Raw genomic sequence first — 25462 nt, 5'->3', positions numbered from 1 at the left:
GATCAGTGGCGCGGGCGCTTGGGGCGCGACTCCTGCGCCTGGAGCCGCTGCTCGACGCCGTCCACCCGGCCGTTCAGCTGGTCGAGCCGCTGGCCGTTGCCCTGCGCCTGCCCGGCCGCCGCCTGTGCCGCCGCCAGCGCGGACTTGGCGGTGGTGTCGGTCTCCTGCAGCCGCGCTTCCAGCGTGTCGACGCGCTGGCTCACGGGGGCGATCTGCTCGCGCACGTAGGACTTGGTGGCGCAACCCGACAGGGCGACGCCACCGACGAGGAGGATCGCCGCGGGGGCGAGCTTGGACGCAAAAGGATACATGGCAGGTCTTCCAGTCGTTAACCAACTGCAACAACCAAGCCGACGCCGCCGCGTTCCCACAATCCGGATTCCGGCGGGCCGTGCCTGGCTTCCGTCCAGCGGAGGCGCGCGATCGTGCTGCCGCGGGCGGCGATGGGATTCGCTAATCCCTTGATTCGCGGTCCGCGTTCTTCGCGAACGGATCCTTGGGGATGCGCGCGCCGTGTTCCTTCGGTCGCGCCGGCGCGTCGCCCAGCGCGGCGACGCACTGCCGCAACGCCGCCACCGCCGCGCCGCTGCCGTCCAGCGGCAACCGCTCGACCGGCACGGTGCCGCGGAAGATCGCCAGCGCCGTCGACGCCGCGAAATAGCGCGGGAAGCGCGTCTCGAACGCCGTGACGAAGCCGCGCTTCCCGTCCGATGCCATGCCCACCGACGCCTGGTCGACGTAGCCGCCGCGCGACAGCCGGAACGTCAGCGCCAGCCGGTCCTTGGGCTTGATCGACCAGTTGCGGTTCAGCACGGACACATGGTTGCGGCCCGCGCGGTCGAGCCCCAGCAGCAGCGTCGTCGCGCCCGGCCGGTCGTAGTCGCGCGACAGAAAACAGCCGTCGCCGTCCGCGCTGGTCGTCACCGCCCATGCGCCCACCGTGCGCGTCTCCGCATCGCGCGCCGCCGCGGTGAGTAGCGCCACGGGCGCCACGGCGGCGATCAGCCGGACCTGCCTGTTCCTCATGCCGCATTTCCTAGCCGGTGACGGCACGAATGGCCAATCGCCATGGCCTTTGCCGCACCGGCGGCTAAGGTGATGATCGGACGGGAGAAGGAGCATGGCGGTGAAGAGGATCCTGGCGTCGCTGCTGGCGCTCGCCGCCCCCGCCGCCGCGCAGGAAATCTCCTCCGTCGATCTCGCCAACCCGCTGATGGGCACCGATTCAAGCTACGAACTGTCGTACGGCAACACCTACCCCGCCGTCGCCGTGCCGTTCGGCATGAACTTCTACACGCCGGTGACGGGGAAGATGGGCAACGGCTGGGGCTATACCTACGACGCGACGAAGATCAGCGGGATCAAGCAGACGCACCAGGCCAGCCCCTGGATGAACGACTATGCCGCGTTCGAGCTGATGGCGATGACGGGCCCGGTCCGGCTGAAGCAGCAGGAGCGCGCCAGCTGGTTCAGCCACAAGGCGGAGGTAGCGCGTCCCTATTCCTACAAGGTCTATCTCGCCGACTACGACGTCACCGCCGAGGTGACGCCGACGGAGCGCGCCGCGCAATTCCGCTTCACCTTTCCCGAAAGCGACGACGCGCACATCCTGCTCGACGCCTATGACGAGGGATCGATGGTCGCGGTCGATCCCGCGCGGCGGCGGATCACCGGCTATGTGCGCAACAACTCGGGCGGCGTGCCGGGCAACTTCCGCAGCTGGTTCGTGCTGGAATTCGACCGGCCGTTCACCGTCACGCGCACGTGGGACGAGAACGGCCAGCTGCGCGACCGCCGCACCGCGGAGGGCGGGCACGTCGGCGCGGTGGTCAGCTTCCGCACGAAGAAGGGGGATCAGGTGGTCGTGAAGGCCGCCTCGTCCTTCATCAGCCTGGAACAGGCCGAGCTGAACCTGCGGCGCGAGGTGGGCGGCGACAGCTTCGACGCGACGCGGACGAAGGCGAAGGCGGCGTGGGAGCGGCGCTTCGCGCGGGTGGAGGTGGACGATCCCGACCTCGACGCGCGCCGCACCTTCTATTCCGCGCTCTACCGCATGCTGCTGTTCCCGCGCATGTTCCACGAGATCGACGGGCGCGGGCGGCAGGTCCACTACAGCCCCTATGACGGCAAGGTGCACGATGGTCCGCTGTTCACCGACAACGGCTTCTGGGACACGTGGCGCGCCGTCTTCCCGTTCTTCGCGCTGACCGATCCCGCGCGGGACGGGGAGATCATGCAGGGTCTGGCGAACACCTATCGCGAGGGCGGCTGGCTGCCCGAGTGGGCGAGCCCCGGCTACCGCGACGTGATGATCGGCTCGAACTCGGCGAACATCATCGCCGACGCCTATGTGAACGGCGTGCGCGGCTTCGACGTGGAGACGCTGTACGAGGCGATGGTCAAGAACGCGACCACGTCCGAGGGCCGTCCGCGCGACGCGAAGGGCAAGACGATCGCGGCGGTCGGGCGCGAAGGCGTCGAGCTTTACAATCGCCTGGGCTACGTCCCCTACGGCGTCGGCATCGACGAGAGCGCGGCGCGGACGCTGGAATATGCCACCGCCGATTTCTCGCTTTCCCGCCTCGCCGCCGCGCTCGGCAAGACGCAGGACGCGGCGAAATACGCGGCACAGGCGCAGAACTATCGCAAGCTGTACGACGCGCAGACCGGCTGGATGCGCGGGCGCAACGCCGACGGCAGCTGGCAGACGCCGTTCAACCCGCTGAAATGGGGCGACGCCTTCACCGAGGGCAACGCGCTGCACTACAGCTGGTCGGTGATGCAGGACGTGCAGGGGCTGATCGACCTGATGGGCGGCCGCGATGCCTTCGTGCGGCGGCTCGACGCGATCTTCACCACGCCGCCGCTGTTCGACGACAGCTATTACGGCCAGACGATCCACGAGATCCGCGAGATGCAGATCGTCGACATGGGCCAGTACGCCCACGGCAACCAGCCGATCCAGCACATGATCTATCTCTACGACTGGGCCGGCGCGCCGTGGAAGACGCAGTTCCACGTGCGCGATGTGATGCGCCGGCTCTACTCGGCCGCGCCCGATGGCTATCCCGGGGACGAGGACAACGGACAGACCAGCGCCTGGTACGTCTTCTCCGCGCTCGGCTTCTATCCCGTCACGCCGGCGACCGGCGAATATGCGATCGGCAGCCCGCTGTTCCGCCGGGTGCGGATGGCGATGCCGAACGGCCGCACGCTGACGATCGAGGCGGAGAACAACGCGCCGGGTAACGTCTACGTCCAGTCGGTGACGCTGGACGGGCGTGCGCACGACAAGGCCTATCTGACGCGCGAGGCGCTCCAGCGCGGCGGCACGCTGCGCTTCGTCATGGGGCCGAAACCGTCGCGCTGGGCCTCGGCACCGGAGGCCGCTCCCTTCTCGATGAGCGCGCCGGCGCGGTAGCTCAGCGGCCGGTCATCACCACGGGTCGGATCGACCCGTCCGCGTCGAAATGCAGCCGATCGATCGCCAGCACGCGATGGTCGCCCTTCGTCTCCGCCAGCGGACGGCGGTGATAGGCGATCCACCAGCGGTCGCTGCCCGGCTCCGCGATCACCGAATGGTGCCCCGCCCCGCGCGCCACGCGATCGTCCTGCGCCAGGATCGTGCCGCGCTTCGTGAACGGACCCAACGCGCTCGGCCCGGTGGCATAGGCGACGCGATAGTCCGGCCCGGTCCAGCCGCCCTCCGACCACATCAGGTAATAGGTCCCGCGCCGCTTCACGACGAACGATCCCTCGACGTAGCCGGGCGGGGTGATCTCCTTGAACATGGTGCCGTCATCATGCGGCAGCAGGCGCGTGAGGTCGGGCGCCAGACGCACCACGTTCAGGTGTCCCCAGCCGCCGTAATAGAGGTAGAGCCGCCCGTCGTCGTCGCGATAGGCGAACTGGTCGATCGGCTGCGCGCCGTTGTGGATGCCGCCGATCAGCGGCCTGCCGATCAGGTCGCGAAACGGCCCCTCCGGCCGGTCGGCCACGGCGACACCGATCCCGCCGACCTCGCCCTCGTGCACGTCGTTCGCGCCGAAGAAGAGGTAGTAGCGCCCATTGGCGCGGATCGCCGACGGCGCCCAAATCGCATAGGCCGCCCAGGCGACGCCGCGGGTATCCAGGATGCGGCGATGCTTCGTCCAGTGCACCAGGTCGGTGGAGGAGAAGGCGTCGAGATAGGTCTGCGTCAGGAACGCCGGGCGGATGCCGGCGCGCGCACGCATGGCGCGCTGCCGCGCGTTCAGCGTCGGCGCAGGCGCGTCGGCGGGTGCCTGCGACGTCGTCGGATAGATCCAGTAGCGGCCGGCGAAGCGCCGGATCTCGGGATCGGCGTACCATCCCGAGACGATCGGATTGTGCGGCGTCACGTCCCCCCGCGCGGCGAGCAGCGGCAGCAGCAGGGCGAGGGCGGACACCGGACGCAGGAGAACCATGGCCGCGAACCTGCCAGCCGGTCCGGCGCGCCGCAACCGCTTGATGTCGCTGGCGTCAGTGCTGCGACGATAGCAACCGGAAGCGGCGCGGGGTGGTGCCGAGGAAGTAGTCGGCATCGCGCAGGAAGTGCGACACGTCGTGGTAGGTCGGATCGATGTCGGCGTAGGAATTGCGGCCGGGCGTATAGTCGACCCGCGCCAGCGAGCGCAGGAAGCGCGCGTGACGAAGCAGGATCTTGGTCGGCGATCCGAAATGCCGCAGCGCCAGCGAGCGCAGCCGCGCCTCGGAGATGCCGAGGCGAACGTGCATGTCGCGCACCTGGTGCGTGGTGGGATCGTCCACCAGCCGCGCCAGTTGCAGAATCAGCGCATCGTCGCGATGCGGCGGCGCGAGTGGGGTCAGCAGGTCGTCCAGCGCGGTGCTGCCGACCGGTTCGGTGCCGGCCAGCGCATCCGCCAGCGCCAGTGCCACCGCGGGTCGCGCCAGATCGCCGAGCGGCAGGACGAGGTTGCGGTACAGTGAGGCGGGCCGGCGCAGCAGCCGCGACCAGCCCAGCGGCGTGATGGCGAAGCTGACGACGCGCGCGTTCTCGGTCTCGATCCGGTGAGCGCGGTCGGTCGGCCCGATGATGGCGAGCCGCGGGATGGGACCGAAGCGCCGCTTGCGCAACTGCACCGCCGCCGTCCCCTCACCCAATGTCAGGCACAGCCGCGCCGGCCCCGGCAGCCACCAGTCGGACGCCGCGCCCGCGCCCTGGAACCCGGGCCCGCGCGTCGCGTGGGACACCAGGGCCAGCGCATCCGTCGTGAAGAGGGACGTGCCCGTCGCCACGCCCGTCGCCGCACTTGGGGGCGGCAGGGGGCGGACGGCGCCGCCGTCGCGCGCTTGCCTAGGACCCGCCATCGCCATCGTTGCCACCCCCCTCACGCGCGGGCGCCGATCCGACCGTGCCGATCGTTGCGCCCGCCCGCATTGTCGCGAAGCGGGGGCGCCGGGGGGATGTCGCAAATTGTTGCAAAGCGCGGCATTGCGCTGCCGCACGTTGTCCGCGAGGGGTCAGGCGCGGGGCACGGCGACCCGGCGCAACAGCCGCTGCACCTGCGCGTCGCCGCGCCAGCGGGCGGCGATTCGGTGGGTGACGGGAACGGAGGGCCAGCGCTCGCCCAGGTCGCTCGCCTCCGTCAACAATTGGACCAGCGTCGCGCGATCGCCCATGGCGGAGGCGTAGAAGGCGGGCGTTTCCCGCAGCTTGCGCTCGCCCGCGGCGATTTCGCGCCGCCCTTCCGCCACCAGCACGCGAACCGCACCGGCCGGGTCGCGCCGTACTGCCTCCTCCATCCGCGCGGCCAGGCGCAGCAGCCGCGGCTCGCGCCGCAACCGCGCCCGCTCGGACAGCGCGCGGGTGAAGCCGACGATGTCCCCGCGCGAGATGTGCACCCACGCCAGGCAATTGCGGATCGTCGCATCCTCGGGCGCGCGGCGCGCCAGTGCGGTCAGCTGCTGCAGCGCCAGCGCATCGCGCCCGGCCTGCCAGTGCGAGCACGCCTGCTCCACCTCGATCACGCGCGATCCGGGATCCAGCAGCCGTGCCTTGTCGTATTCCGCCTGCGCCGCCGCGTCCTGGCCCAGGTCGGCCAACATGTTGGCGAACCAGAAATGCGTTTGCGCGTCGCGATCGTCGAGCGCCAGCGCGCGCCGGAAATGCGCCGTGGCGCTCGCCGGCTTGCCGTCCCACCAATAGTCGATGAAGCCCATCGCGCGGTGCGCGCTTGGCAGATCCGCGTCGAGGCGGAAGGCCGCCGCGACCTGCCGCCGCGCATTGCGATAGGCGGTCGCCTCGTCCGCCTCGCCATATTCGCGCAGGATCAGCCACGCCTCCGCCAGCCCGGCACGGGCGGGTGCGAAGCCCGGCGCGCGCCGGATCACGCCGTCGTACAGCCGGATCGCGCGGTCGAGGTCGGCGGGCGTCCGCCGTGCCCATGCGTCGCGTGCGGCGACATAGTCGCGCGCCACCGCGGGATCGGCCGGCATCGCCAGCGGTCGCGGAGCGGCCGGCCGCGTCCACCACCACGCCCCACCGCCCAGCACAGCGAGCAGCAGCGCCGTCGCCGCGATCAGGATACCGATCCGGCGATCTCGACGCGGCACCGGGGAAGCGGGCTGCGCTTCCTCTCCCGGGGACACCTCGGGTGCGGCGATGTCGTCCTGGCGAAGCGCCCACGCCGCCAGCTCGTGCTCCAGCGCGAACACCGATCCCTGCTTGCCGCCGGGCATGCGCCGGATCGGCAAGCCGCGCTCGCGGGCCCAGCGCATCACGGTCGTGCGGTCGCGATTGAAATAGGCGGCGATGGATTTCCAGCCGTCCAGGCGCTTTCCCGCGCCCGGGTCGTGGTGAACCATCGCCGAAACTCCGCGGACCCCTGTTATGGCCTAGGTGTCCGACGCGTGGCGCGCGCCGTCAAGTCTCGCCGGCGCCCGCTTCCCATTCAAGCCGCAGCGCCCCGCCCGCCGCGCCCGCGCTGGCGGCACCGCCGCGCCGGACGATGCCGTCCGCGACCGCGCGACGCTGCGCCGCGCTGCCCCCCGCCACCACGATCGCGCGCGACGATCGCGCCGCGGCCCAGGCGGCGGTGCCCAGCGCCGCGTCGTCGATCACGCCGGCGACGACCGGCACCGCCGGCAGCGCCACGTCCGCCGGCGGTGCTAGCGCCACGTCCCAACCCGCCGCCGCCGCCCGCGCGCGTTCCTCCAGCGCGCGATAGCCCGATAGCGGCAGTCCCGGCAGCGTCGCCGCGGTCGCCGTCAGGCGATGCGCCTCGGCGTCGACGCGGATCGCGGCGGGATCGACGCCCGCGACCAGCGCCACGTCGGCGATGGCGCGGCGTCGGTCGTCCGCCTCCTGCCGCGCCGCGGCGCCGCCCGCGCGCGCGATCTGCGCCGCCTCCACGCCGCCGTCGTCGAGCGTCGCGCGCAGCTGGTCGACGTGCAGGTCCACCGGGCGCCGCAGCCGCCGCGCGAGCTCCGCCGCCAGCGCCCGGTCGGCGCCGGGGCGCAGCTCCGGCGTCAGCACCACGGCACGCACGCGCACCGGATCGGCGGCATGGTCGATGTCCAGCTGGCCGAGCCGGGAGGAGTCGGGGAAATGGTCGCGGATCGCGTCGCGCACCTGGCGCTGCGCCAGCGCCTCGAACGCGATCTGCCGCAGGCCCGCGCCCAGCGGCACCGACAGCACGCCCAGCGCCACCACGAACAGCACCAGCTGCCAGCCGGTGTGCTGCCGCGACAGGTGACCGCCGAAGCCGTAGACCCGCGCCACCAGCGCCGCGGTCAGCGCGATTGTGATCGCGTTGGTCGCGAACAGCAGCAGCGCACCGGAGAAGACGGTCCCGTTCCACGTGGCGATGCCGAACCCCACCACCGCCAGCGGCGGCATCAGCGCGATCGCGATCGCCACGCCCACCACCGTGCCGCCGCGCCCGCGGATCAGGGCGTAGGCGCCGGCCACGGCGGAGAGCAGCGCCACCAGCAGATCGAACAGCGTCGGCCGCGTGCGCCCGGCGATCTCGCTGGTGATCGTCTGGATCGGCGACAGCGCGACGAAGACCACCGACAGCGCGATGGCGATGGCCGCACCGGCGAGCAGCGCCACCGCCGCGCGCCGGATTTCCCGCGTGTCGAAGGTGGCGATGGCGAAACCCAGGCCGATGATCGGCATCATCAGCGGCGACAGCAGCATCGCGCCGATCAGCACCGCGACCGAGGGCATCAGCAGCCCCAGCAGCGAGATCGCCGCGGACACGACGATCAGGAAGGCGTAGCGGCCGGACCATCCGGAATCCTCCGCGATCTGTCGCAGCACGGCGTCGTGATCGACCCCGCCGACCGCGTACATCGTCCACCAGCGGGCGAACCGGCCGCGCGGCCGCCGTGGAGCACGATCGCCCCGATCCTCGCTCATCCCGTGCGCACCAGGTCGGACGACGCCCCGGCGCGATCGCTGCCGCGAATCACCGCAGCGCGTGGCGGGACAGGAACCGCCACATCGCCTCATTGTCCGCCACCGCGAAAGAGTGGCCGCCGCCCACCGTCACCCGCGCGACCACCTCGGCGCCGGCGCGGCAGGCAACGTAGCGCTGCTCGTACACCGTGGCGGAGATCCAGCGCGTCGGCGCCGGCGCGGCGCAGCCGTCCAGCGCCGCCCAGCGGCGCAGCGCCGCGTCCATCGAATATCGCCAATAGGGCGCGCCGCCACCCGCGATCGGGTTCGTCGTGTCGGCGTCGCCGGCGAACGCCATGACGGGCACCGGCCTGGCCGGGCGGCAGGTCGCCGGATCGGGCGCGACGGGATCGTCGCGGCGCGGGCGGCCGGCACGCAGGCCGACCACCGGCGCGATGGCCGCGATCCGCTTCGCCGCGACGCACCCCATCAGCGACGCCATGCGTCCCCCGCCCGACAGCCCGGTGACATAGACGCGCGCGGGATCGACGCAGCGCTCGGCGACCAGCCGGTCGACCAGCGTCAGCAGGTAGGCGACGTCGTCGCGGTCGCCCTTGCCCGGCAGCGCGCCGGTGACGGTCGGCACGCCGGGGATGTTCCAGGCAAAGCCGCGGCCCGCCCGCAGTCCCGCGTCCGGCGCCACCAGCACGAAGCCGTGGCGGTCGGCGGTGGCGACGAGGCCGCTGTCGTGCAGCGCCTCCTCCCCGCGACTGGTGCTGCCGTGGAGGACCAGCACCAGCGCCGCGCGGGCGGGGCGCGACGCCGGCAGGTGCATCGCCACGCCCGCGCCCGCGGAACAGGCGAACGCGGCGCCGGGCAGCAGCGCCGCGGCGGCGAGCAGGACGCGCACAACAAATGAGAGGACCGTCATGCCGGACGGGATAGCCGTCGCACCCGCGCGCGTCACGCCGGCAAAAAAAGAGGCCGCCGGCAGGGGGTGCCGGCGGCCGCAGTTGGGGAAGGCGGGTCAGAACTGGAAGTTGACCGCAAGCGCGTAGGTTCGGCCGAAATAGGCCGTGTAGAGCGGGTCCTGCCGCACGGTGTCGACGGTCAGGCGATTGGTCTCGTTGGTGATGTTCGACACTTCGGCGATCAGCTTGATGTTCTCGTTGATGTTGTACGAGGCCGACGCGTCGACGAAGATCGAGCTGGAGTTGATGCTGGCGTCCGCATCCTGCGACCCCGGCGGCACCGCGGTGAGGAACGCGCCGCGATAGTTCACCGTCGAGCGGATGCTGAAGCGGGAGTCCTCGTAGTAGAGCGTGCCGCTGGCCGTTTCCGGCGACAGGCCGACCAGCGGCTTCGTGACGGACAGCGTGGGGCTGATGATGTAGTTGATGTTCGAGCGCACGCGCGTGAAGTTGCCGAGCGCGCCGAAGTTGCTGAGGAACCCCGGCAGGAAGCGGAACGGCAGCTGCACGTTCACCTCCACGCCGTTCAGGTCGCCCCCCGGCGTGTTGTTGCTGCGCTGGACGGTGAACAGGTCGTTGGGGCCCAGCGCGCCGCCCGGCGCGTTCGCCAGCAGCGACAGCGGCAGCCCGATCTGGTTGAACGGCACCAGCGTGCTGGTCGTCTGGATGAACGTCTCGATGTTCTTGTGGAAGTAGGAGACGGACAGCAGCGAGCCCGGCGCGAAATACCATTCGAGCCCGGCGTCGAACGTGTTGGCGCGGATCGGATCGAGGAACGGGTTGCTGAAGCTGGCGGTCTGGATCACCAGGTTCGCCGATCCGGCCGGGATCAGCTGGCCGTAGGAGGGACGCGACATCACGCGCGATGCGGCGATGCGCGCGATCAGGTCCGGTCGCAGGTCGATGGCCAGGTTCAGCGACGGCAGCCAGTCGTCGTAGGAACGGCTGACGTTGCTGATCTCGAACCCGGTCGAGAACGGCGAACCCGCGGGATTGGGCCGGCTGATCGGGCCGTAGGTATCGAGGTCGGTGTTGACGTACCGCACGCCCGCGTCGCCGCGGATCGCCAGCGGCAGCGTGTCCTCGGTGTTGAACTTGAACATCAGGTAGCCGGACTTGTACGTCTCCTTGACGCCACCGATCGTGCCGCGCGCGCACTCGATGTTGCAGTAGGTGTAGTTCTCGAACCCCACCGCGTCGCGGAACTTGTCCGGATCGACGGCGACGAAATCCTGCAACTGCCCGTTCAGGTTCTTGCCGACGCCCGTCGTGACGAAGGTGAAGTCGCTGACCGACACGCCCGCGGGCAGCGCCAGCGGCGCGGTGTTGGTCAGCTGCCGCTCGCGCGCGGTGTATTTGTTGGTGCGGTACTGCCCGCCCAGCTGCACGGTGAAGCCCTCGGCCGGCTCCCACTCGCCGTTCAGTTCGAAGGTCTTGCTGAGGATCCTGTTGCGGCGGATGAAGTTCGACAGCTGTCCGCGCTGCTCCGCCCCCAGCGGCGGGCCATACTGGAACAATGCCGGGTTGGTCGTGTCGATGCCGTAGCCGATCGTCGGAATGTCGGGATTGTCGCGGAAATCGATCGTCCAGTTGCGCGTGTCGTTCGAATCGATCGCGACCTGCAGGCGGTCGACGTCGAGAACCGATTCGTTGACGCCGGCCAGACCGAACACGCGCACCGCGTCGGAGAAGCGATGGTCGAAGTTGAAGTTGAACTGCTTGAACTCGGAGGTGAACTTCTCCTCCTGCATCTCCGACCGCAGGTCGACGCCGTCGAACGTGCCGTTGATGAGCGAGCCGTTGTCGTCGACCGCGATCTCGCGCACCGAGGTGAGCGGCTGGCCGTTGTTCGACAGCGCGCGGCCGAACGAGCGCGCGTCGAAATAGACGTCGAGCCGGTCGACCTTGAAGCGCGAGTAGAGACCGTCGATCGAGATGTCGGTGTCCGACGTCGGCTGCCACTGCACCGTCAGCGTGCCGGCGAGGCGATCCTGGTCCTGCACGCTCTTCACCGGGCGCGGCAGGCGCGGCAGGAACACGCCGCCGCCCGGGCGCCCGTTCGCGCCGGTCCGGCTCATGATATAGTCGTAGGCGGCGATCGTCCCGGTGCGCGGGTTGTTGGTGCTGCAATTGTTCGCGTCCGATCCCGGGCCGGACGAGTTGATCGCGACGCCGCGGTAGACATAGCCGACGGGAGTGCAGAACGGCAGGATGAGCGAGCGGTTGGGGCCACTGCCGATCAGCGGATCGGTGGCGACGCGCGGCACGTTCGCGGGTGCTTCCTGACCGTAGATATAGGTCGGCACCACGTCGACGGCGGAATAGGCATATTCCTCGATATTCCGCCGCGAATAGGCGATCGTGCCGAGAATGCCGAAGGTGTCGCCGAACTTCTTGGACACCAGCGCGGACAGGCGAGGGTCGATGTCCTTGGCGATGTCGTTGTAGATGCCGCGCGCGGTGCCGGAGAAGACGAAGTCCTTCTTCTGGTCGAACGGCTTGGGCGCGCGCAGGTCGATGGTGGCGCCCAGCGAGCCTTCCTCCACGTCCGCCGACGTCGTCTTGCGCACGGACAGGCTGGAGAAGATCTCGGTCGGAAAGGTGACGAAGTCGAACGACCGCCCCGTGTTCGTCCCGCCGCGGATGTCGGTGCTCGACACCTGGCTGACGCCTTCCATGCCGTTGATGCGCACGCGGGTGAATTGCGCGCCCAGACCGCGGACCGACACCTGCCGCCCCTCGCCGCCGTCGCCGCGCGACAGCGCGACGCCGGGAACGCGCTGCATCGATTCGGCAAGGTTCGAATCGGGGAACTTGCCGATGTCCTCGGCCACGATGCTGTCGACCGCCGCGGTCTCGTTGCGCTTCACGTTCAGCGCGCTGTTCAGCGAGGCGCGGAAGCCGGTGACGACGATGTCCGCTTCCTGCGACGTTTCGGTGCGGGGTTGCGGCACGTCGGCGGGAGCGCCCGTCTGGTCGGTGGCCGGGGCCGGGGCCGCGGTCTGGCCGCTCGCGGCGGGTGCGCCGGCGACCATCAGGATCCCGGCGACGCTCGTCGTCACCAGCAGTCGTCGCTTCATCGTTGCGGTCGGCTTCATGCCCCTCTCCCTCGCTCGCCCGCGCCGGGGCGCGGAAGTGCCAGACCGTTGGTGGCTGGCGGTTGTTATGCCCCTGGCCTAACACCGCAAAAGCTATATGACAATATGGTCAGGCCATTAAGCCTGGCTGGTCTGTCGATTACCGTTAGACGGCTCGCCGGGCGAAGGCGCGACGGCGTTGCGCGGTCTCCGCACGGACCCGCTCCACTGCTTCCGCCTCGTCGACATGGAGCAGGTGATCGATCACGCGCGTGAGATGGTCGCGCATCGCCGCGCGCGCCGCCGCCGGGTCGCGCGCTTCCAGCGCGCGCAGGATCCGGCCGTGCTCCTCCATGCGGTCGGCAGTGCCCAGGCTGCCAGCCTTGGACAGGACCTGCCTGGCCAGCGGCGAGCGGAAGCGCATGTCCCACGCGTCGGTCACCGCGCCGATCAGCACCGCATTGCCGGTCGCCTCCGCGATCGCGATGTGGAAGCGGCGGTCCGCCTCCTCGGCCGCCGCGTCGTTGTCCTGCGCCATTTCCGCAAGGACGGTACGAAGGTGCGCCAGCTGCGCCTCGTCGATCTCGGTCGCCGCCACCGCCGCCACCTCGCCCTCGATCAGCCGCCGCGCCTCGGTGATCTCGAAGGCGCCGATATCCAGTTCGTCGTCCACCGTCGCGCTGGAGGAGGAGAGCACGAACACCCCCGATCCCTTGCGCGCCTCGACCAGCCCCTGCATCTCCAGCGCGATCATCGCCTCTCGGATGGTCGGGCGGCTGACGCCGAATCGCTCGGTCAGGTCGCGCTCGGCCGGCAGGCGCGACCCGATCGGGAACAGGCCCGCGCCGATATCGGCGACGATGGCCTGCACGATCCTGCGATACAGCTTGCCGCCGCCCTGCTCCGACATCTCGTTCCCGTTCCTCGCGCGCACCGCCGCTCCTTATGCATTTTCCGTCCGGTCCGCCACGTCAAGCCCGCGGCTATGATAAATGCCTGACAACCCCTTGCATGTGGTCGGACCAAAGATTAGGCCAGCAATACTGAATGACGTGCCGACCAGAGTATCGGCATGCGATCCTGCGGAGGGATGCGATGGCGACACCTTGGGCTTCCACCTTGTCGATCGGCGCGCTGCTGCTCGCGACGGGCGCGGTGCCCTCGCCGCACGGCGCGGGAGCGAACGCGCAGCAGGCGACCGCCGCCCCCTGGCGCGACCTGACGCCGAAGGCGGGGCTCGCCGGGTGGCGCCCGACCGGCGGCGAGGCCACCTATACCGTGGAGAACGGGGAGCTGGTCGGCCGCGCGATGCCGGGCAAGGCGAACAGCTGGCTCGTCTCCGACGTGCGCTTCGGCGACTATATTATGGAGTTCGAGGCGAAGACAGACCCGACTCTGAACTCCGGCGTGATGGTGCGCGGGCAGAGCCGGGCGGACTATCGCAACGGCGTGGTCCACGGCTACCAGGCGGAGATCGACCCCAGCCCGCGCGGCTGGAGCGGCGGCATGTACGACGAGCAGCGGCGCCAATGGCTCTACTCGCTCGGCCGCAACGACGCGGCGCGCCGCACCTTCCGCTCGGGCGACTGGAATCGCTACCGCATCGAGGCGATCGGCAACCGCATCCGCACCTGGATCAACGGCGTGCCCGCGACCGACATCGTCGACGACACGGACGCGAGCGGCTTCATCGCCTTCCAGGTCCACGCCGTGCCGGACGAAGTGGCGGCGCGCCATCCCGAAGTGCGGTTCCGCAACGTGCGCGTCATCACCGACCGGCCGCAGCGCTACGCCCTCGCCGAGACCCAGCTGCCGCAGGCCGGCTGGCTCGCGAATCGCCTGGGTCCCGCCGAACAGCGCGCGGGCTGGAAGCTGCTGTTCGACGGCAGGAGCAACGCGGGCTGGCGCGCGGCGAAGGGCGGCGCCTTTCCCGCGAAGGGCTGGTCGATCGCGGACGGCGTCCTGTCGGTCACGGGCGGCGGCGGCGACATCGTGACCGCGTCGCCCTATCGCGACTACGAACTGTCCGTGGATTTCCGCCTGACCGAGGGCGCGAACAGCGGGATCAAGTACCGCGTCGCACCGGACGGATCGGGCAAAGGATTGGAATACCAGCTGCTGGACGACGCGCGCCATCCCGATGCCAAGATGGGGCGCGACGGCAACCGCACGCTCGCGGCACTCTACGACCTGATCGCGCCGGCCAACCTCCTCGATCCGAAGAGCCCGGGCAAGCGGATCAACCCGCCGGGCGAGTGGAACCGTGCCGTGATCGTCGTGCGCGGCAACCACGTCGAACACTGGCTGAACGGGTTCAAGATGGTCGAGTACGAGCGCGGCTCGCCCGCCTTCCGCGCCGCGGTGGCGCAGAGCAAGTTCGCCGCGGAGCAAGGGTTCGGCGAGTGGCCGTCCAGCCCGATCCTGCTGCAGGACCACGGCGACCGCGTCGATTTCCGCTCGATCAAGCTGCGCACGCTGAAGGGGAGTGAAGCACGATGATGGACCGTCGCACGGTCATGAAGGGCGCCGGCGCCGCCGCGCTGACCACCGCCATGAGCGCGAAGAGCTACGCGCAGATCAAGGGGGCGAACGATCGCGTCCGCGTCGCCGTGGTGGGCGTGAACGGCCGCGGACAGGCGCACATGGCCGCCTTCGCCAAGGTGCCGAACACCGTCATCACGCATTTCGTCGATTGCGAGAGCGCGGTGCTGGCCAAGCGCGCCGACGAGTTCGCCGCGCGCGGCAATCCCAAGGTGAAGCAGGTGCGCGACTATCGCCGCCTTTTGGGCAACAAGGCGGTCGACGTCGTCACCGTCGCCACGCCCGATTTCAGCCACGTGAAGATCTCGACCGACGCGATGGACGCGGGCCACCACGTCTATTGCGAGAAGCCGGTCGGCATCGCGCCGGCGGAAGGCGAGGCGATGATCGCGGTGCAGAAGCGCACCGGGCGCCAGTTGCAGATCGGCAACCAGCAGCGCTCCAGCCCGGAAACGCGGCAGCTGCTGGAGCTCGTGAAGGCGGGCGAGCTGGGCCACGTGTACGAAGCGCAGACCTGGTACGCCAACGCACGCCGCCCGATCGGCCACGGCCAGCAGGTGCCGCCCCCCGCCACGCTCGACTGGGACCTGTGGCAGGGGCCGCGCCCGCGCGCGCCCTACCGGTCCAACCTGGTACCCTACAATTGGCATTGGGTGTGGCAGTACGGCACGGGCGAGATCTGCAACAACGGCATGCACGAGATCGACGTCGCGCGCTGGCTGATGGGGCTCACCTATCCAAAGCAGGTGGAGGCGCGCGGATCGCGGCAGTTCTTCAACGACGACGATTGGGAGATGTACGACACGATGGACCTGACGCTCGCCTACGAGGGCGATCGGAAGATCACGTGGGAGGGGCAGAGCGGCAACGGCATCGCCCGCTACGGCCGCGGGCGCGGCGTGCTTCTGCTCGGCACGAAGGGATCGGCCGTGGTCGATCGCAACGGGTTCGAGCTGTACGATCTGCAAGGGAAGCTGCTGCGCGCGGTGAAGTCCGTGGAGGAGAGCGAGACCACCGGCACCGTCGGCATCGGCAAGCTCGACGTGTATCACGCGCAGAACATGGTCGACGTCATCCGCGGCCAGGCGGCGGCACTCAACTCGCCGATCGCGGAGGGGAACATCAGCACCAACCTGTGCCACCTCGGCAACATGGCCTATCGCGCCAAGGCGGCGCTGACGATCGATCCGGCGACGGGGCGAACCGACAATGCCGAGGCGATGAGATATTGGTCGGTGGACTATCAGCCGGGCTGGGAACTGAAGGCCTGACCGGAGTGACGCGGGCGCGGATCGAGCGGTTCGCCGCGATGGGGACGCGGGTGGAGCTGCACGCCTTCGACGGCGCGACGCCCGCCGCGCTGGCGGACGCGCGTCGCGCGGTGGAGGCGGTGGACGACGCACTGACGATCCACCGCCCCTCCCCGCTGGTCGCGCTGAACGAGGCGCTGCTTGCCGGGCGCGAGGCGGCGGTGACGGACGCGATCCTGCTCGACGCGCTGGACGCCGCGGCGGCGGCGCACGTCGCCACCTTCGGCCTGTTCGACGTCGCGGCGGACCGGCGCACCGGCGGCAACTGGACGATGGTCCGGTTCGACCGGGCGGGCGGCACCGTCGCGGCGTCGCGGCCGCTCGCGCTCGATTTCGGCGGGCTCGGCAAGGGGCTGGCGCTCGACCGCGCAGGAGCGGTGCTGCGTGACGCGGGCGTCACCAGCGCGCTGCTCAGCGCGGGCGAGAGCTCGATCCTGGCGTTCGGGCCGCATCCGCTCGGCGGGGGCTGGCCCTTCGCGATCCCGCATCCGATCGACGCCGACGCCACGCTGCTGGAGATCGAGCTGCGCGACCAGTCGCTCTCGATTTCCGCCACCGTGGGTGTCGGCACCGACGCACCCGAGCGCGCGGCGCTGCTGCGTCCCGGCGAGCCGGCGGCCATCGCCCCGCCCGCCTGCGCGGTCGCCATCGCCGAAAGCGGCGCCGCGGCGGAGGCGCTCAGCACCGCGCTGGTCGTCGCCGATCCGGCGCGTGCCGCGCGGTTGCTGCGCGACCGGCGCGACACCCGCTTCCGCTTCGACCTCGCCCATCAGGAAAGTCGCGTCGCATGACCAAGGACCATTTCGATCTGTCGCGCCGGTCGTTCCTCGACCGCGTGCTGGCCGCGACCGCAGGCGCGGGCGTCGCCGCCGCCGCCCCCTGGGCCTCCGCCGCCGCGCAGGGCGCCGCCGCCGCCCCCGCCGCCGGTCCGCGCGTGCGGCTGGGCGTGATCGGCACCGGCGACCGTGGACGCGCGCTGATCCGCAACATCCAGAAATCGCGCAACTGCACCGTCGCCGCGATCTGCGACACGTATGCCGGCAACCTCGACAAGGCGCGCGCGATCGCGGGCGCGTCCGTCCCCGCCTTCGCCGATCATCGCGCGATGCTGGACGCGCGCGGTCTCGACGCGATCGTCATCGCCACCCCGCTGAACCTGCACGCCGCCCATGCCAAGGCGGGGCTCGACGCCGGGCTGCACGTGTGGTGCGAGAAGGCGATGGCGCGCACGATCAAGGATTGCGGCGCGATGGTCACCGACGCGCGCAAGGCCGGCAAGATCCTGCAGATCGGGCACCAGCGCATGTTCCATCCCACCTACCTGAACGCGCTGAAGCGCGCCAAGGCGGGGGAGATCGGCACGATCACGCAGGTGCGCGCCAGCTGGCACCGAAATAACAGCTGGCGGCGGAAGGTCCCCGCCGACGCCACCGACCGCCAGATCAACTGGCGCCTCTATCGCGAGGCGTCCGCCGGGCTGATGACCGAGCTGGCGACGCACCAGTTGCAGGTCGGAAACTGGTTCCTCGACGCGGTGCCGACGAAGGTGATCGGATCGGGCAGCATCTGTTTCTGGAAGGACGGGCGCGAGGTCTACGACCATGTCGCACTCGTCTACGAATATAGCGGCGGGCGGAAGGTGATCTACACCTCGCTCCTCAACAACGCGCGCTACGGCTGCGAGGAGCAGATCCAGGGCAGCACCGGCACGATCGAGCCGGAGCTGGGCCGCATCTACCAGGAAGTGCCGCCCAAGCAGCTGGCGCTCCAGCGGATGCAGCAGGACATCAGGAAGGGGTCGAAGCGCACCGTGCCGATCGGCGGCGCGACCTGGTTTCCCGAGCTGCCCGTCACCACGCCCGGAGAGTCGCTCGGCTGGGGCGAATATGACGAGACGATGCTGCAGTTCGAGGGGTTCGGCGAGGCCGTGCGCGCCGGGCGCCCGCTGCCCGGCCTTCTCGCGCAGGCCTATCACGCCAGCGTCGCCTCGCTGCTGGGCGAGGCGGCGATGGACAAGGGCGAGGCGATGACCTGGCCGACCGATCTGGTCGCCGTTCGAGAGGGCTGACGATGACGAACACCACCCGCCGCGACCTGATCGGCCTCGGCCTCGCCGCCGGCTTCTCCGGCCTCGCCGCCGACGCGATCGCCCAATCGACGACGCGCGGCGACGCGCCGACCGAGGGTGCGCCCGCCCGCCCCGCCCCGGATGCAAAATATCGCGTGCCGTTCGGCGTGATCGGGCTCGACCACAATCACATCTATGGCATCACCGACGCGATGATCCGCGGCGGCGGCGTGCTGACCGCGTTCTACGCGGCCGATCCGAAGCAGGTCGCCGCCTTTCAGAAGCGCTATTCCGGCGTCCGCCTCGCGCGCAGCGAGGACGAGATCGTCGAGGATCGGCAGATCAAGCTGGTGTGCAGCGCCGCCATTCCGGCGAAGCGCGCACCACTGGGCATCAAGGTGATGCGCGCGGGCAAGGATTACCTGAGCGACAAGGCCGCGATCGTCACGCTGAAGCAGCTCGCCGAGGTGCGCGCCGCGATCAAGGCGACGGGCCGCAAGTTCGGCATCATGTATTCCGAACGGCTGGAGGTACCCGCCGCGGTGATGGCGGGTCAGCTGGTCCACGACGGTGCGATCGGCAAGGTCATCCAGACGATCAACCTGGCGCCGCACCGCCTGAACGCGCCCAATCGGCCGGCATGGTTCTGGGATCCGGCGCAGAACGGCGGCATCCTGACGGACGTGGGCAGCCACCAGGCGGACCAGTTCCTCTATCTCACCGGCTCGACCCGCGCGACCGTGCTGGCGGCGCAGGTCGGCAACGTCGCCAATCCGCAGCATCCGCGGTTCGAGGATTTCGGCGACATGATGGTGCAGGGCAACGGCGGCGCGGGCTATGTCCGCGTCGACTGGTTCACGCCCGACGGCCTGCCCACCTGGGGCGACGGCCGGCTCTTCATCCTGGGGACCGAGGGCTACATCGAGCTGCGCAAGTACGTCGACATCGAGGGGCGCAAGGGCGGCAACCACCTGTTCCTCGCCGATCGCAAGGGCACGCGCTATCTCGACTGCTCCAACGTGCCGCTGCCGTTCGGCCCGCAATTCATCACCGACATCGTCGAGCGCTCGTCCGTGGCGCAGGACCAGGAGCAGGCGCTGCTGGCGGCGGAACTGGTGCTGACCGCATCGGCGAAGGCGACGCGCCTGCCGGCGTAGTCGCACCCTTTCATATCGAACTTAGCGGAACGACCTCCATCATCTGTAAGGCATCTCCTTGCGTGTGGCCTGACCAGTGTGTAGGCTTCTTAGCGGATCGCTCCCGCACCGGCATCTCGCTGGCTCCTGCCGGCGACCGACCTGACGGGGACGACAAGGGGTGAGGGTGCCGGCATCATGTTGATGACGCAGACGATGCGCTGGTTCGGTCCGCGCGACCCCGTGTCGCTGCGCGACATTCGCCAGGCCGGCGCGACCGAGGTGGTCACCGCGCTGCACGAGCTTCCCAACGGCGCGGTGTGGACCGCCGCCGCCATCGCCGCGCGCCGCGCGGAGATCGAGCGCGCCGGGCTGGGCTGGACGGTGGTGGAGAGCCTGCCCGTCCACGAGGAGATCAAGCTGCGCGCACCGGGGCACGAGCGGCACCTCGACGCCTATCGCGAGAGCCTGCGCAACCTGGCCGCCGGCGGTGTCGGCGTGGTGACGTACAATTTCATGCCGCTGCTCGACTGGACGCGCACCGATCTCGCCTTCGCCATGCCCGACGGCGCGCTGGCGCTGCGGTTCGAGCCTGTCGCCCTCGCCGCCTACGACCTGTTCATCCTCCGCCGCCCCGGCGCCGCCGACGACTACGACGAGGCCCTGTGTAGCGCGGCAGAGCGCCGCTTCGCCGCGATGGACGAGGATGCGCGCCACCGGCTGGAGCGCACCATCATCGCCGGCCTGCCGGGCAGCGAGGAGAGCTTCACCTCGGCCGAGTTCCTGCGCGCGATCCACGGCTATGCCGACACCGGCGCGGACCGCCTGCGCGAGAACCACGCCGCCTTCCTCGACGCGGTCTGCCCCGTCGCCGACGAGGTCGGCGTGCGGCTGGTGGTCCATCCCGACGACCCGCCCTTCCCCATCTTCGGCCTGCCCCGCGTCGTCAGCACGGAGGCCGACGTCGCCGCGCTGTTCGCGCGCGTGCCCAACCCGTCGAACGGGCTGTGCTTCTGCACCGGCTCCTTCGGCGCGCGACGCGACAACGACCTGCCCGGCATCGTCGAGCGACTGGGCCCCCGCATCGGCTTCGTCCACCTGCGCTCCGTCGCGCACGAGGCGGACGGTTCCTTCCACGAGGCACCGCACCTGGAGGGCCATGCCGGCATGGCCGATGTCGTCACCGCGCTTCACCGCCTGCAACGGGCGGAGGGCCGGTCCATTCCGATGCGGCCCGACCACGGCCACCAGATGATGGACGACCTGACCAAGCGGACCAACCCGGGCTATTCGCTGCTGGGTCGGATGCGCGGGCTGGCCGAACTGCGCGGGCTGGAACGCGGCATCGCGCACGCGCTGGCCTGAGAGAGAGGGAACGCGACATGGCGACGCTGAACGACACGGACACGGCGCCCGCCCGCATCCGCCCCGCGAGCAACGTGCGCTGGGTGATCTGTGCGCTGCTCTTCTTCGCGACGACGATCAACTACATCGACCGGCAGATCATCGGCATCCTCAAGCCGACGTTGCAGGCGGACCTGGGCTGGAGCGAGGGCGACTATGCCAACATCGTCTTCTGGTTCCAGGCCGCCTACGCCATCGGCCTGCTCGCCTGCGGTCCCGTCATCGACCGGCTCGGCTCGCGCCTCGGCTATGCCGCGGCGATCGCGCTGTGGAGCTTCGCGGCGATGCTCCACGCCTTCGTGCGCACGCCGTTCGGCTTCTCCGGTGCGCGCTTCCTCCTGGGACTGGGCGAATCGGCCAATTTCCCCGCCGCGATCAAGTCCGTCGCCGAATGGTTCCCGCGGCACGAGCGCGCGCTCGCCGCCGGCATCCTGAACGCGGGCGCCAACGTCGGCGCGCTGGCGACGCCGATCGTCGTGCCGCTGCTGACGATCTATTTCGGCTGGGAGGCGGCATTCATCGTCACCGGGCTGCTCGGCTTCATCTGGCTCGCCGCGTGGCTCGGCTTCTATCGCACCCCCGCCGACCACGCGCGCGTGTCGCCCTCCGAGCGCGCCTATATCGAGGAGGACGCGGCGCCGGAGCCGACCACGCGTGTGCCGTGGCGCGCGCTGTTCGGGCAGCGGCCGACCTGGGCCTTCGCGATCGCGAAGTTCCTGACCGATCCGGTGTGGTACCTCTTCCTGTTCTGGCTTCCCGACCTGCTCGCCAAGCAATACGGCCTCGACCTCAAGACGTTCGGTCCGCCGCTGATCGCGATCTACCTCCTCGCCGACGCGGGCAGCATCGGCGGCGGCTGGCTGTCCTCCGCGCTGATGAAGCGCGGGCGCAGCGTCAACGCCGCGCGCAAGATCGCGCTGCTGGTCTGCGCCTTGTGCGTCGTTCCCGTCTTCACCGCCGCCAGCACGCCCAGCCTGTGGCTGGCCGTCGCCATCCTCGGCCTCGCCGCCGCGGCGCACCAGGGCTGGTCGTCGAACCTCTACGCCATCGTGTCGGATAGCGTGCCGCGCACGTCGGTGGCCTCGGTGATGGGGATCGGCGGCGCGGCGGGTGCGATCGGCGGCATGATCATGGCCAAGTACGTCGGCCACGTGCTGGAGACGATCGGGTCGTACTGGCCGGTCCTGCTCTGGGCGAGCAGCGCCTATCTGATCGCACTGCTGCTGATCCACCTGATCCTGCCGCGCATCGGGGAGACGGCGGTAGAGGTGCCCGCGGCATAGTCGATCCGATTATTCCCGGCTGCGGCGTGGACGACTAGTCTTGGCACCCCCGTCGAGGAGCGTGTCATGATCCGCAACGACCTGCCGCTGGCCGCGCCGCGCCTGGCCCCGCCCAATGGCGGCGGCCGCACCCGCGCAACGGAGGGGGAAGGCGACGGTTACGGCTTCCTCGACACGCTCCGCGTCGCGGTCGCGACCGTGGGGCGCAAGGGCGGGGACATTCCGACGACCCGCGCCACGATCCGCGACGTCACCTCGCTGTCCGACCTCGCCGAGCGCTACGGCACCACCACGGGCCAGCTGATCCTGCTGAACAAGGGCAATCCGTCGATCTTCGACCTGCGCGCGGGGGACACGATCCGCGTGCCGCTGAACCGCCAGGTGGTGACGGTGCAGGAAGGCGACACGCTGCGCTCGCTGTCGCGCACCTACGGCATCCCCCGCGACCAGATCGTCGAGGCCAACGGCCTCGCCGGCGGCCGCCTGCCGCCGCCGGGATCGCAGATCGCGCTGGTGCCCGCCGCCTCCTACGGCCTCGGCACCAAGGCGGCGGCCAGCGCCTATGTCGCCGACGTGAAGGCGCTGGAGCATCAGTGGAACGCGCTGGACCCGTCCGAGCGATTGCAGAAGCTGGAGGACGCCATCAACGAGCGGCTGGCCGCGCGCGGCGTGCCGCCCGTCAACCTGGTCGTCAGCGGATCCGGCGGCGGCGGCGTCTACGATTTCGGCACGCACACGATCGAGGTCAGCTCCGCCGTGCTGTCGAAGGACGGCGTCACGTCGGAGGAGCTGCTCGACGTCGCCGACACCGTCTATCACGAGGGGCGCCACGCCGAGCAGTGGTTCGACATGGCGCGCATCCACATCGCCGCGGGCCGCCCCGCCGCCGACCTCGGCATGCCGCGCGGGGTGATCCGCGCCGCGCGGGAGGCGGGCGGGATCGACCTCGACACCGCGCGCGGCCGCTTCGCCAATGCGATGTACGAGAGCGTCTACGGCGCGGGCGCCGCGCATCGCAACGCGACGCTGGGCGCGCTGAACGACGGCACGACGGTGACCGACGCGGAATATGCGGCCTATCGCCGCTTGCCGGAGGAGGCGGACGCATGGCGGGTCGGTGGCATGATCCTCAACCTGTGGTACGGCTGATCGTCACGGCGGCGGCGATGGTGGGTGCGATGACGGGATGGGCGGAGGCGGCGGAGGACCGGCGCGGCGCGGCGTTGCTGACGCTGGCGAGCGACTTCCTGTCGACGGGGGAGGCGCTGCCCGCGCTGCGTGCCCGGCAGGCAAGCGTCGACGAGACCTTCGCGAAGGCCGGCAGCTACCCCTTCCGCATCGCCGGCCTGGCTGACACCGGCTCGGCCGCCACGCTGGCGACCGACCGGGCGAGCGTTAGTCCCGACACGCTGACGCTGGTGCCGGCCGCGGGCATCGCGCTGACGCTGGAGGCGGTGGCGCGGCGTTTCGGCAAGGCCGCGCGCGCGCCCGCGCTGCCCGGCACCGGCCACCGCTACCGCTTCGTGCTGGACGAGGACCGCTCCGTCGTCGTCGATCTCAGCGGCAGCGCGGATAGCACCGGCGCGCGCGTCACGAAATTGGTGGCCATCCGCGAGCGGTGACGGCTTGACGTGAAATCGTCGCCGCCGCAGCCTTGGCGGGAGCCGGACGGACAGAGGTTCGTTACGGCCCGGACACTTAGCGAAGCCACCTAGCGAAAAGGGGACCAGTCATGGCACGGACGGCAGAGAAGCGCGGCAAGGACGAGACCAAGGCCGCGGAGAAGAAGGTGGCGAAGACCGGCAAGCCCGCCGGCGGCGCCCGAGGCGGCATCACCGCCCCGGTGACCCCGTCCGCCGACCTGGCAGAGATCGTCGGCAAGAACGACCTGCCGCGCAGCGAGGTCGTCAGCAAGGTGTGGGAATACATCAAGAAGCACGACCTTCAGGACGCCAAGGACCGTCGCCAGATCAACGGCGACGACAAGCTGCAGAAGATCTTCGGGAAGAAGTCGGTCAGCATGTTCGAGATGAACAAGCACCTGAGCGCGCATCTCACCGCGAAAAAGGCGTGATCGGCCGCGGGCGCCCCTCGCACGGGGCGCCCGCCTTTCCGTCGTTTACCGTTCGTTAACGAATCTTACCTAGGATTCACCACTCATCCGGGGGCAACCGGAGACGAAGAATGACGATGACGAAGGAGTTCCGCGAGGAACTGGCGAAAGCCAAGCGCACCGCGCGCGAGCTGGGCGATTCACCCGCCAGCGCGGATCTGTGGCGATTGATCGAACGGGCGGAGAAACTGTCACGGCCGCGCTGAAGGCCGGCGTCGGTTCGCGCTTCGTCACCCCTGCCATCATCCAAGCCGCTACCCGGCGCCGGCGCGCAACACGCCGGCGATCTCGCGCTGCAACACGCTGCTGGTGAACGGCTTGGCGATGAACCGGTCCGCCACGTTCTCGCACAGGTATTTGGCGCCGGCATAGCCCGACATCGCCACGGTCTTCAGCGCCGGGCAGCGACCGGTGGCGCGGCGGATCAGGTCGCCGCCGTCCAGCGTGCCCGGCATGCGGATGTCGGTCAGCAGCAGGTCGATGCGCAGGCCGGCGGACATCAGCGCATCCGCCTCGTCGCCGCTCTGCGCCTCCTGCACGTCGTAGCCCGCGTCGGTCAGCATCTCGCACACCATGGTGCGGACCAGCGCTTCGTCCTCCACGACCAGGATCCTGGCCGCCCCATCCCCCGCCGCCCTTTCCTGCGTGCGCATACCTTGCCTTCGTCCTCCTTCCGCCCACCGCTCGTCCGCGCGATCAGCCCCGCGCATCGAGCATCGTCCTCACCCCGGCCAGCAGGTCGGCCATCCGCACCGGCTTGGGCAGGAACGCCTCCGCCCCCGCTGCCAGGCAATCGTCCATCACCTCGCGGTCGGGACTGGCGGAGATCGCCAGCACGCCGATCCCGCGCGTCGCCGCCCCGCGCTTCAGCGTCGCGATCACGTCCCGCCCGTCCACGTCGGGCAGCAGCACGTCGAGCAGGATCAGGTCGGGCCGCGCGCCGGCCGCCACGCGGGTCGCCTCCCGGCCGCTGGCCGCGGTGATCGCGTCGAAGCCGCCGAGCTGCAGGATGTCGCGAAACAGCTTCGCGTGCAGCGGCTGGTCCTCCACGATCAAGATCACCGCCGCCACGTTCGTCCTCTGACCATCGATTCCCGAACCGAGATCGTCTTAGTGAAAGGCGGACGGGCGAAGCACAAGTCGCATAAAGGTCGTAATCGCAACGGGATAGGCGCG

At 70.2% G+C, this 25462-nt stretch carries 23 protein-coding genes; 12 read left to right on the top strand and 11 right to left on the bottom strand.

Annotated elements, in window-relative coordinates:
* Window positions 1-2: 2 nt before the first annotated feature.
* Together HBH26_RS08105 and HBH26_RS08100 are read right to left on the bottom strand one after the other, a co-directional pair.
* Entirely contained in the window at window positions 3-311 is a 309-nt protein-coding gene (locus HBH26_RS08105) for a hypothetical protein (protein ID WP_168134085.1), read from the bottom strand.
* Window positions 312-453: 142 nt separating this feature from the next.
* The gene (locus tag HBH26_RS08100) at window positions 454-1026 is read right to left on the bottom strand and encodes a hypothetical protein (protein WP_168134084.1); all 573 of its coding nucleotides are present in this window, start codon (window positions 1024-1026) and stop codon (window positions 454-456) included.
* A 100-nt stretch (window positions 1027-1126) separates the two neighbouring features.
* Here HBH26_RS08100 and HBH26_RS08095 point away from each other — a divergent pair, with 100 nt between their 5' ends.
* Complete coding sequence (locus tag HBH26_RS08095) at window positions 1127-3421, top strand: GH92 family glycosyl hydrolase (RefSeq protein ID WP_420824982.1); 2295 nt, start codon at window positions 1127-1129, stop codon at window positions 3419-3421.
* Window position 3422: 1 nt separating this feature from the next.
* Here HBH26_RS08095 and HBH26_RS08090 read toward each other — a convergent pair whose 3' ends face one another.
* The 7 genes from HBH26_RS08090 to HBH26_RS08060 form a co-directional block, all read right to left on the bottom strand.
* A complete protein-coding gene (locus HBH26_RS08090; protein WP_168134082.1) occupies window positions 3423-4445 on the bottom strand; it encodes a glycoside hydrolase family 43 protein in 1023 nt (340 codons plus the stop codon).
* A 55-nt stretch (window positions 4446-4500) separates the two neighbouring features.
* Window positions 4501-5277: a helix-turn-helix domain-containing protein gene (locus HBH26_RS08085; protein ID WP_168134081.1), complete on the bottom strand. Its 777-nt coding sequence runs from the start codon at window positions 5275-5277 to the stop codon at window positions 4501-4503.
* 225 nt (window positions 5278-5502) lie between these two features.
* Window positions 5503-6846 (bottom strand): tetratricopeptide repeat protein, encoded by a 1344-nt coding sequence (locus HBH26_RS08080; RefSeq protein ID WP_168134080.1) that lies wholly within the window; start codon window positions 6844-6846, stop codon window positions 5503-5505.
* Window positions 6847-6904: 58 nt separating this feature from the next.
* Window positions 6905-8404, bottom strand: coding sequence for a DUF389 domain-containing protein (locus tag HBH26_RS08075; RefSeq protein WP_239024648.1), 1500 nt, complete (start codon window positions 8402-8404; stop codon window positions 6905-6907).
* Window positions 8405-8453: 49 nt separating this feature from the next.
* Window positions 8454-9314, bottom strand: coding sequence for a CE1 family esterase (locus HBH26_RS08070; protein ID WP_168134079.1), 861 nt, complete (start codon window positions 9312-9314; stop codon window positions 8454-8456).
* 96 nt (window positions 9315-9410) lie between these two features.
* Entirely contained in the window at window positions 9411-12452 is a 3042-nt protein-coding gene (locus HBH26_RS08065) for a TonB-dependent receptor (protein ID WP_168134078.1), read from the bottom strand.
* Between the two features lie 145 nt (window positions 12453-12597).
* Window positions 12598-13365, bottom strand: coding sequence for a FadR/GntR family transcriptional regulator (locus HBH26_RS08060; RefSeq protein WP_338057299.1), 768 nt, complete (start codon window positions 13363-13365; stop codon window positions 12598-12600).
* 161 nt (window positions 13366-13526) lie between these two features.
* Between HBH26_RS08060 and HBH26_RS08055 the strand changes: the two genes are divergently transcribed.
* The 11 genes from HBH26_RS08055 (at window position 13527) to HBH26_RS21025 (ending at window position 24492) form a co-directional block, all read left to right on the top strand.
* Window positions 13527-14930, top strand: coding sequence for a 3-keto-disaccharide hydrolase (locus HBH26_RS08055; RefSeq protein WP_168134077.1), 1404 nt, complete (start codon window positions 13527-13529; stop codon window positions 14928-14930).
* Window positions 14927-16243: a Gfo/Idh/MocA family protein gene (locus HBH26_RS08050; RefSeq protein ID WP_168134076.1), complete on the top strand. Its 1317-nt coding sequence runs from the start codon at window positions 14927-14929 to the stop codon at window positions 16241-16243. Before HBH26_RS08055 ends, HBH26_RS08050 begins: the two co-directional genes overlap by 4 nt.
* Before the next feature lie 5 nt (window positions 16244-16248).
* On the top strand, window positions 16249-17073 hold the full coding sequence (locus tag HBH26_RS08045; RefSeq protein ID WP_168134075.1) for an FAD:protein FMN transferase: 825 nt from the start codon (window positions 16249-16251) through the stop codon (window positions 17071-17073).
* Window positions 17070-18350: a Gfo/Idh/MocA family protein gene (locus HBH26_RS08040; RefSeq protein WP_168134074.1), complete on the top strand. Its 1281-nt coding sequence runs from the start codon at window positions 17070-17072 to the stop codon at window positions 18348-18350. Before HBH26_RS08045 ends, HBH26_RS08040 begins: the two co-directional genes overlap by 4 nt.
* A gap of 2 nt (window positions 18351-18352) precedes the next feature.
* Window positions 18353-19507, top strand: a complete 1155-nt coding sequence (locus HBH26_RS08035; protein ID WP_168134073.1) for a Gfo/Idh/MocA family protein — start codon at window positions 18353-18355, stop codon at window positions 19505-19507.
* Window positions 19508-19684: 177 nt separating this feature from the next.
* Window positions 19685-20851, top strand: coding sequence for a mannonate dehydratase (gene uxuA, locus HBH26_RS08030; protein ID WP_209308426.1), 1167 nt, complete (start codon window positions 19685-19687; stop codon window positions 20849-20851).
* Window positions 20852-20868: 17 nt separating this feature from the next.
* Window positions 20869-22173, top strand: coding sequence for an MFS transporter (locus HBH26_RS08025; protein ID WP_168134072.1), 1305 nt, complete (start codon window positions 20869-20871; stop codon window positions 22171-22173).
* A 66-nt stretch (window positions 22174-22239) separates the two neighbouring features.
* Window positions 22240-23322: a LysM peptidoglycan-binding domain-containing protein gene (locus tag HBH26_RS08020; protein ID WP_168134071.1), complete on the top strand. Its 1083-nt coding sequence runs from the start codon at window positions 22240-22242 to the stop codon at window positions 23320-23322.
* Complete coding sequence (locus HBH26_RS08015) at window positions 23310-23795, top strand: hypothetical protein (protein WP_168134070.1); 486 nt, start codon at window positions 23310-23312, stop codon at window positions 23793-23795. Before HBH26_RS08020 ends, HBH26_RS08015 begins: the two co-directional genes overlap by 13 nt.
* A 110-nt stretch (window positions 23796-23905) precedes the next feature.
* Complete coding sequence (locus HBH26_RS20655) at window positions 23906-24247, top strand: SWIB/MDM2 domain-containing protein (RefSeq protein ID WP_209308425.1); 342 nt, start codon at window positions 23906-23908, stop codon at window positions 24245-24247.
* A gap of 110 nt (window positions 24248-24357) precedes the next feature.
* Complete coding sequence (locus HBH26_RS21025; protein WP_275402949.1) at window positions 24358-24492, top strand: hypothetical protein; 135 nt, start codon at window positions 24358-24360, stop codon at window positions 24490-24492.
* A 48-nt stretch (window positions 24493-24540) separates the two neighbouring features.
* On the opposite strand, the gene HBH26_RS08005 is transcribed toward HBH26_RS21025, so the two are convergent.
* Together HBH26_RS08005 and HBH26_RS08000 are read right to left on the bottom strand one after the other, a co-directional pair.
* Window positions 24541-24888, bottom strand: a complete 348-nt coding sequence (locus HBH26_RS08005) for a response regulator (RefSeq protein ID WP_168134069.1) — start codon at window positions 24886-24888, stop codon at window positions 24541-24543.
* 94 nt (window positions 24889-24982) lie between these two features.
* Window positions 24983-25357 (bottom strand): response regulator, encoded by a 375-nt coding sequence (locus HBH26_RS08000; RefSeq protein WP_168134068.1) that lies wholly within the window; start codon window positions 25355-25357, stop codon window positions 24983-24985.
* Window positions 25358-25462 lie beyond the last annotated feature (105 nt).

The organism is Sphingomonas corticis, from assembly GCF_012035195.1.
GTDB classification, from domain to species: Bacteria; Pseudomonadota; Alphaproteobacteria; order Sphingomonadales; family Sphingomonadaceae; genus Sphingomonas; species Sphingomonas corticis.
The sequence above is the reverse complement of the archived record's forward strand: the minus strand, read 5'-3'. Positions and strand labels throughout refer to the sequence as shown.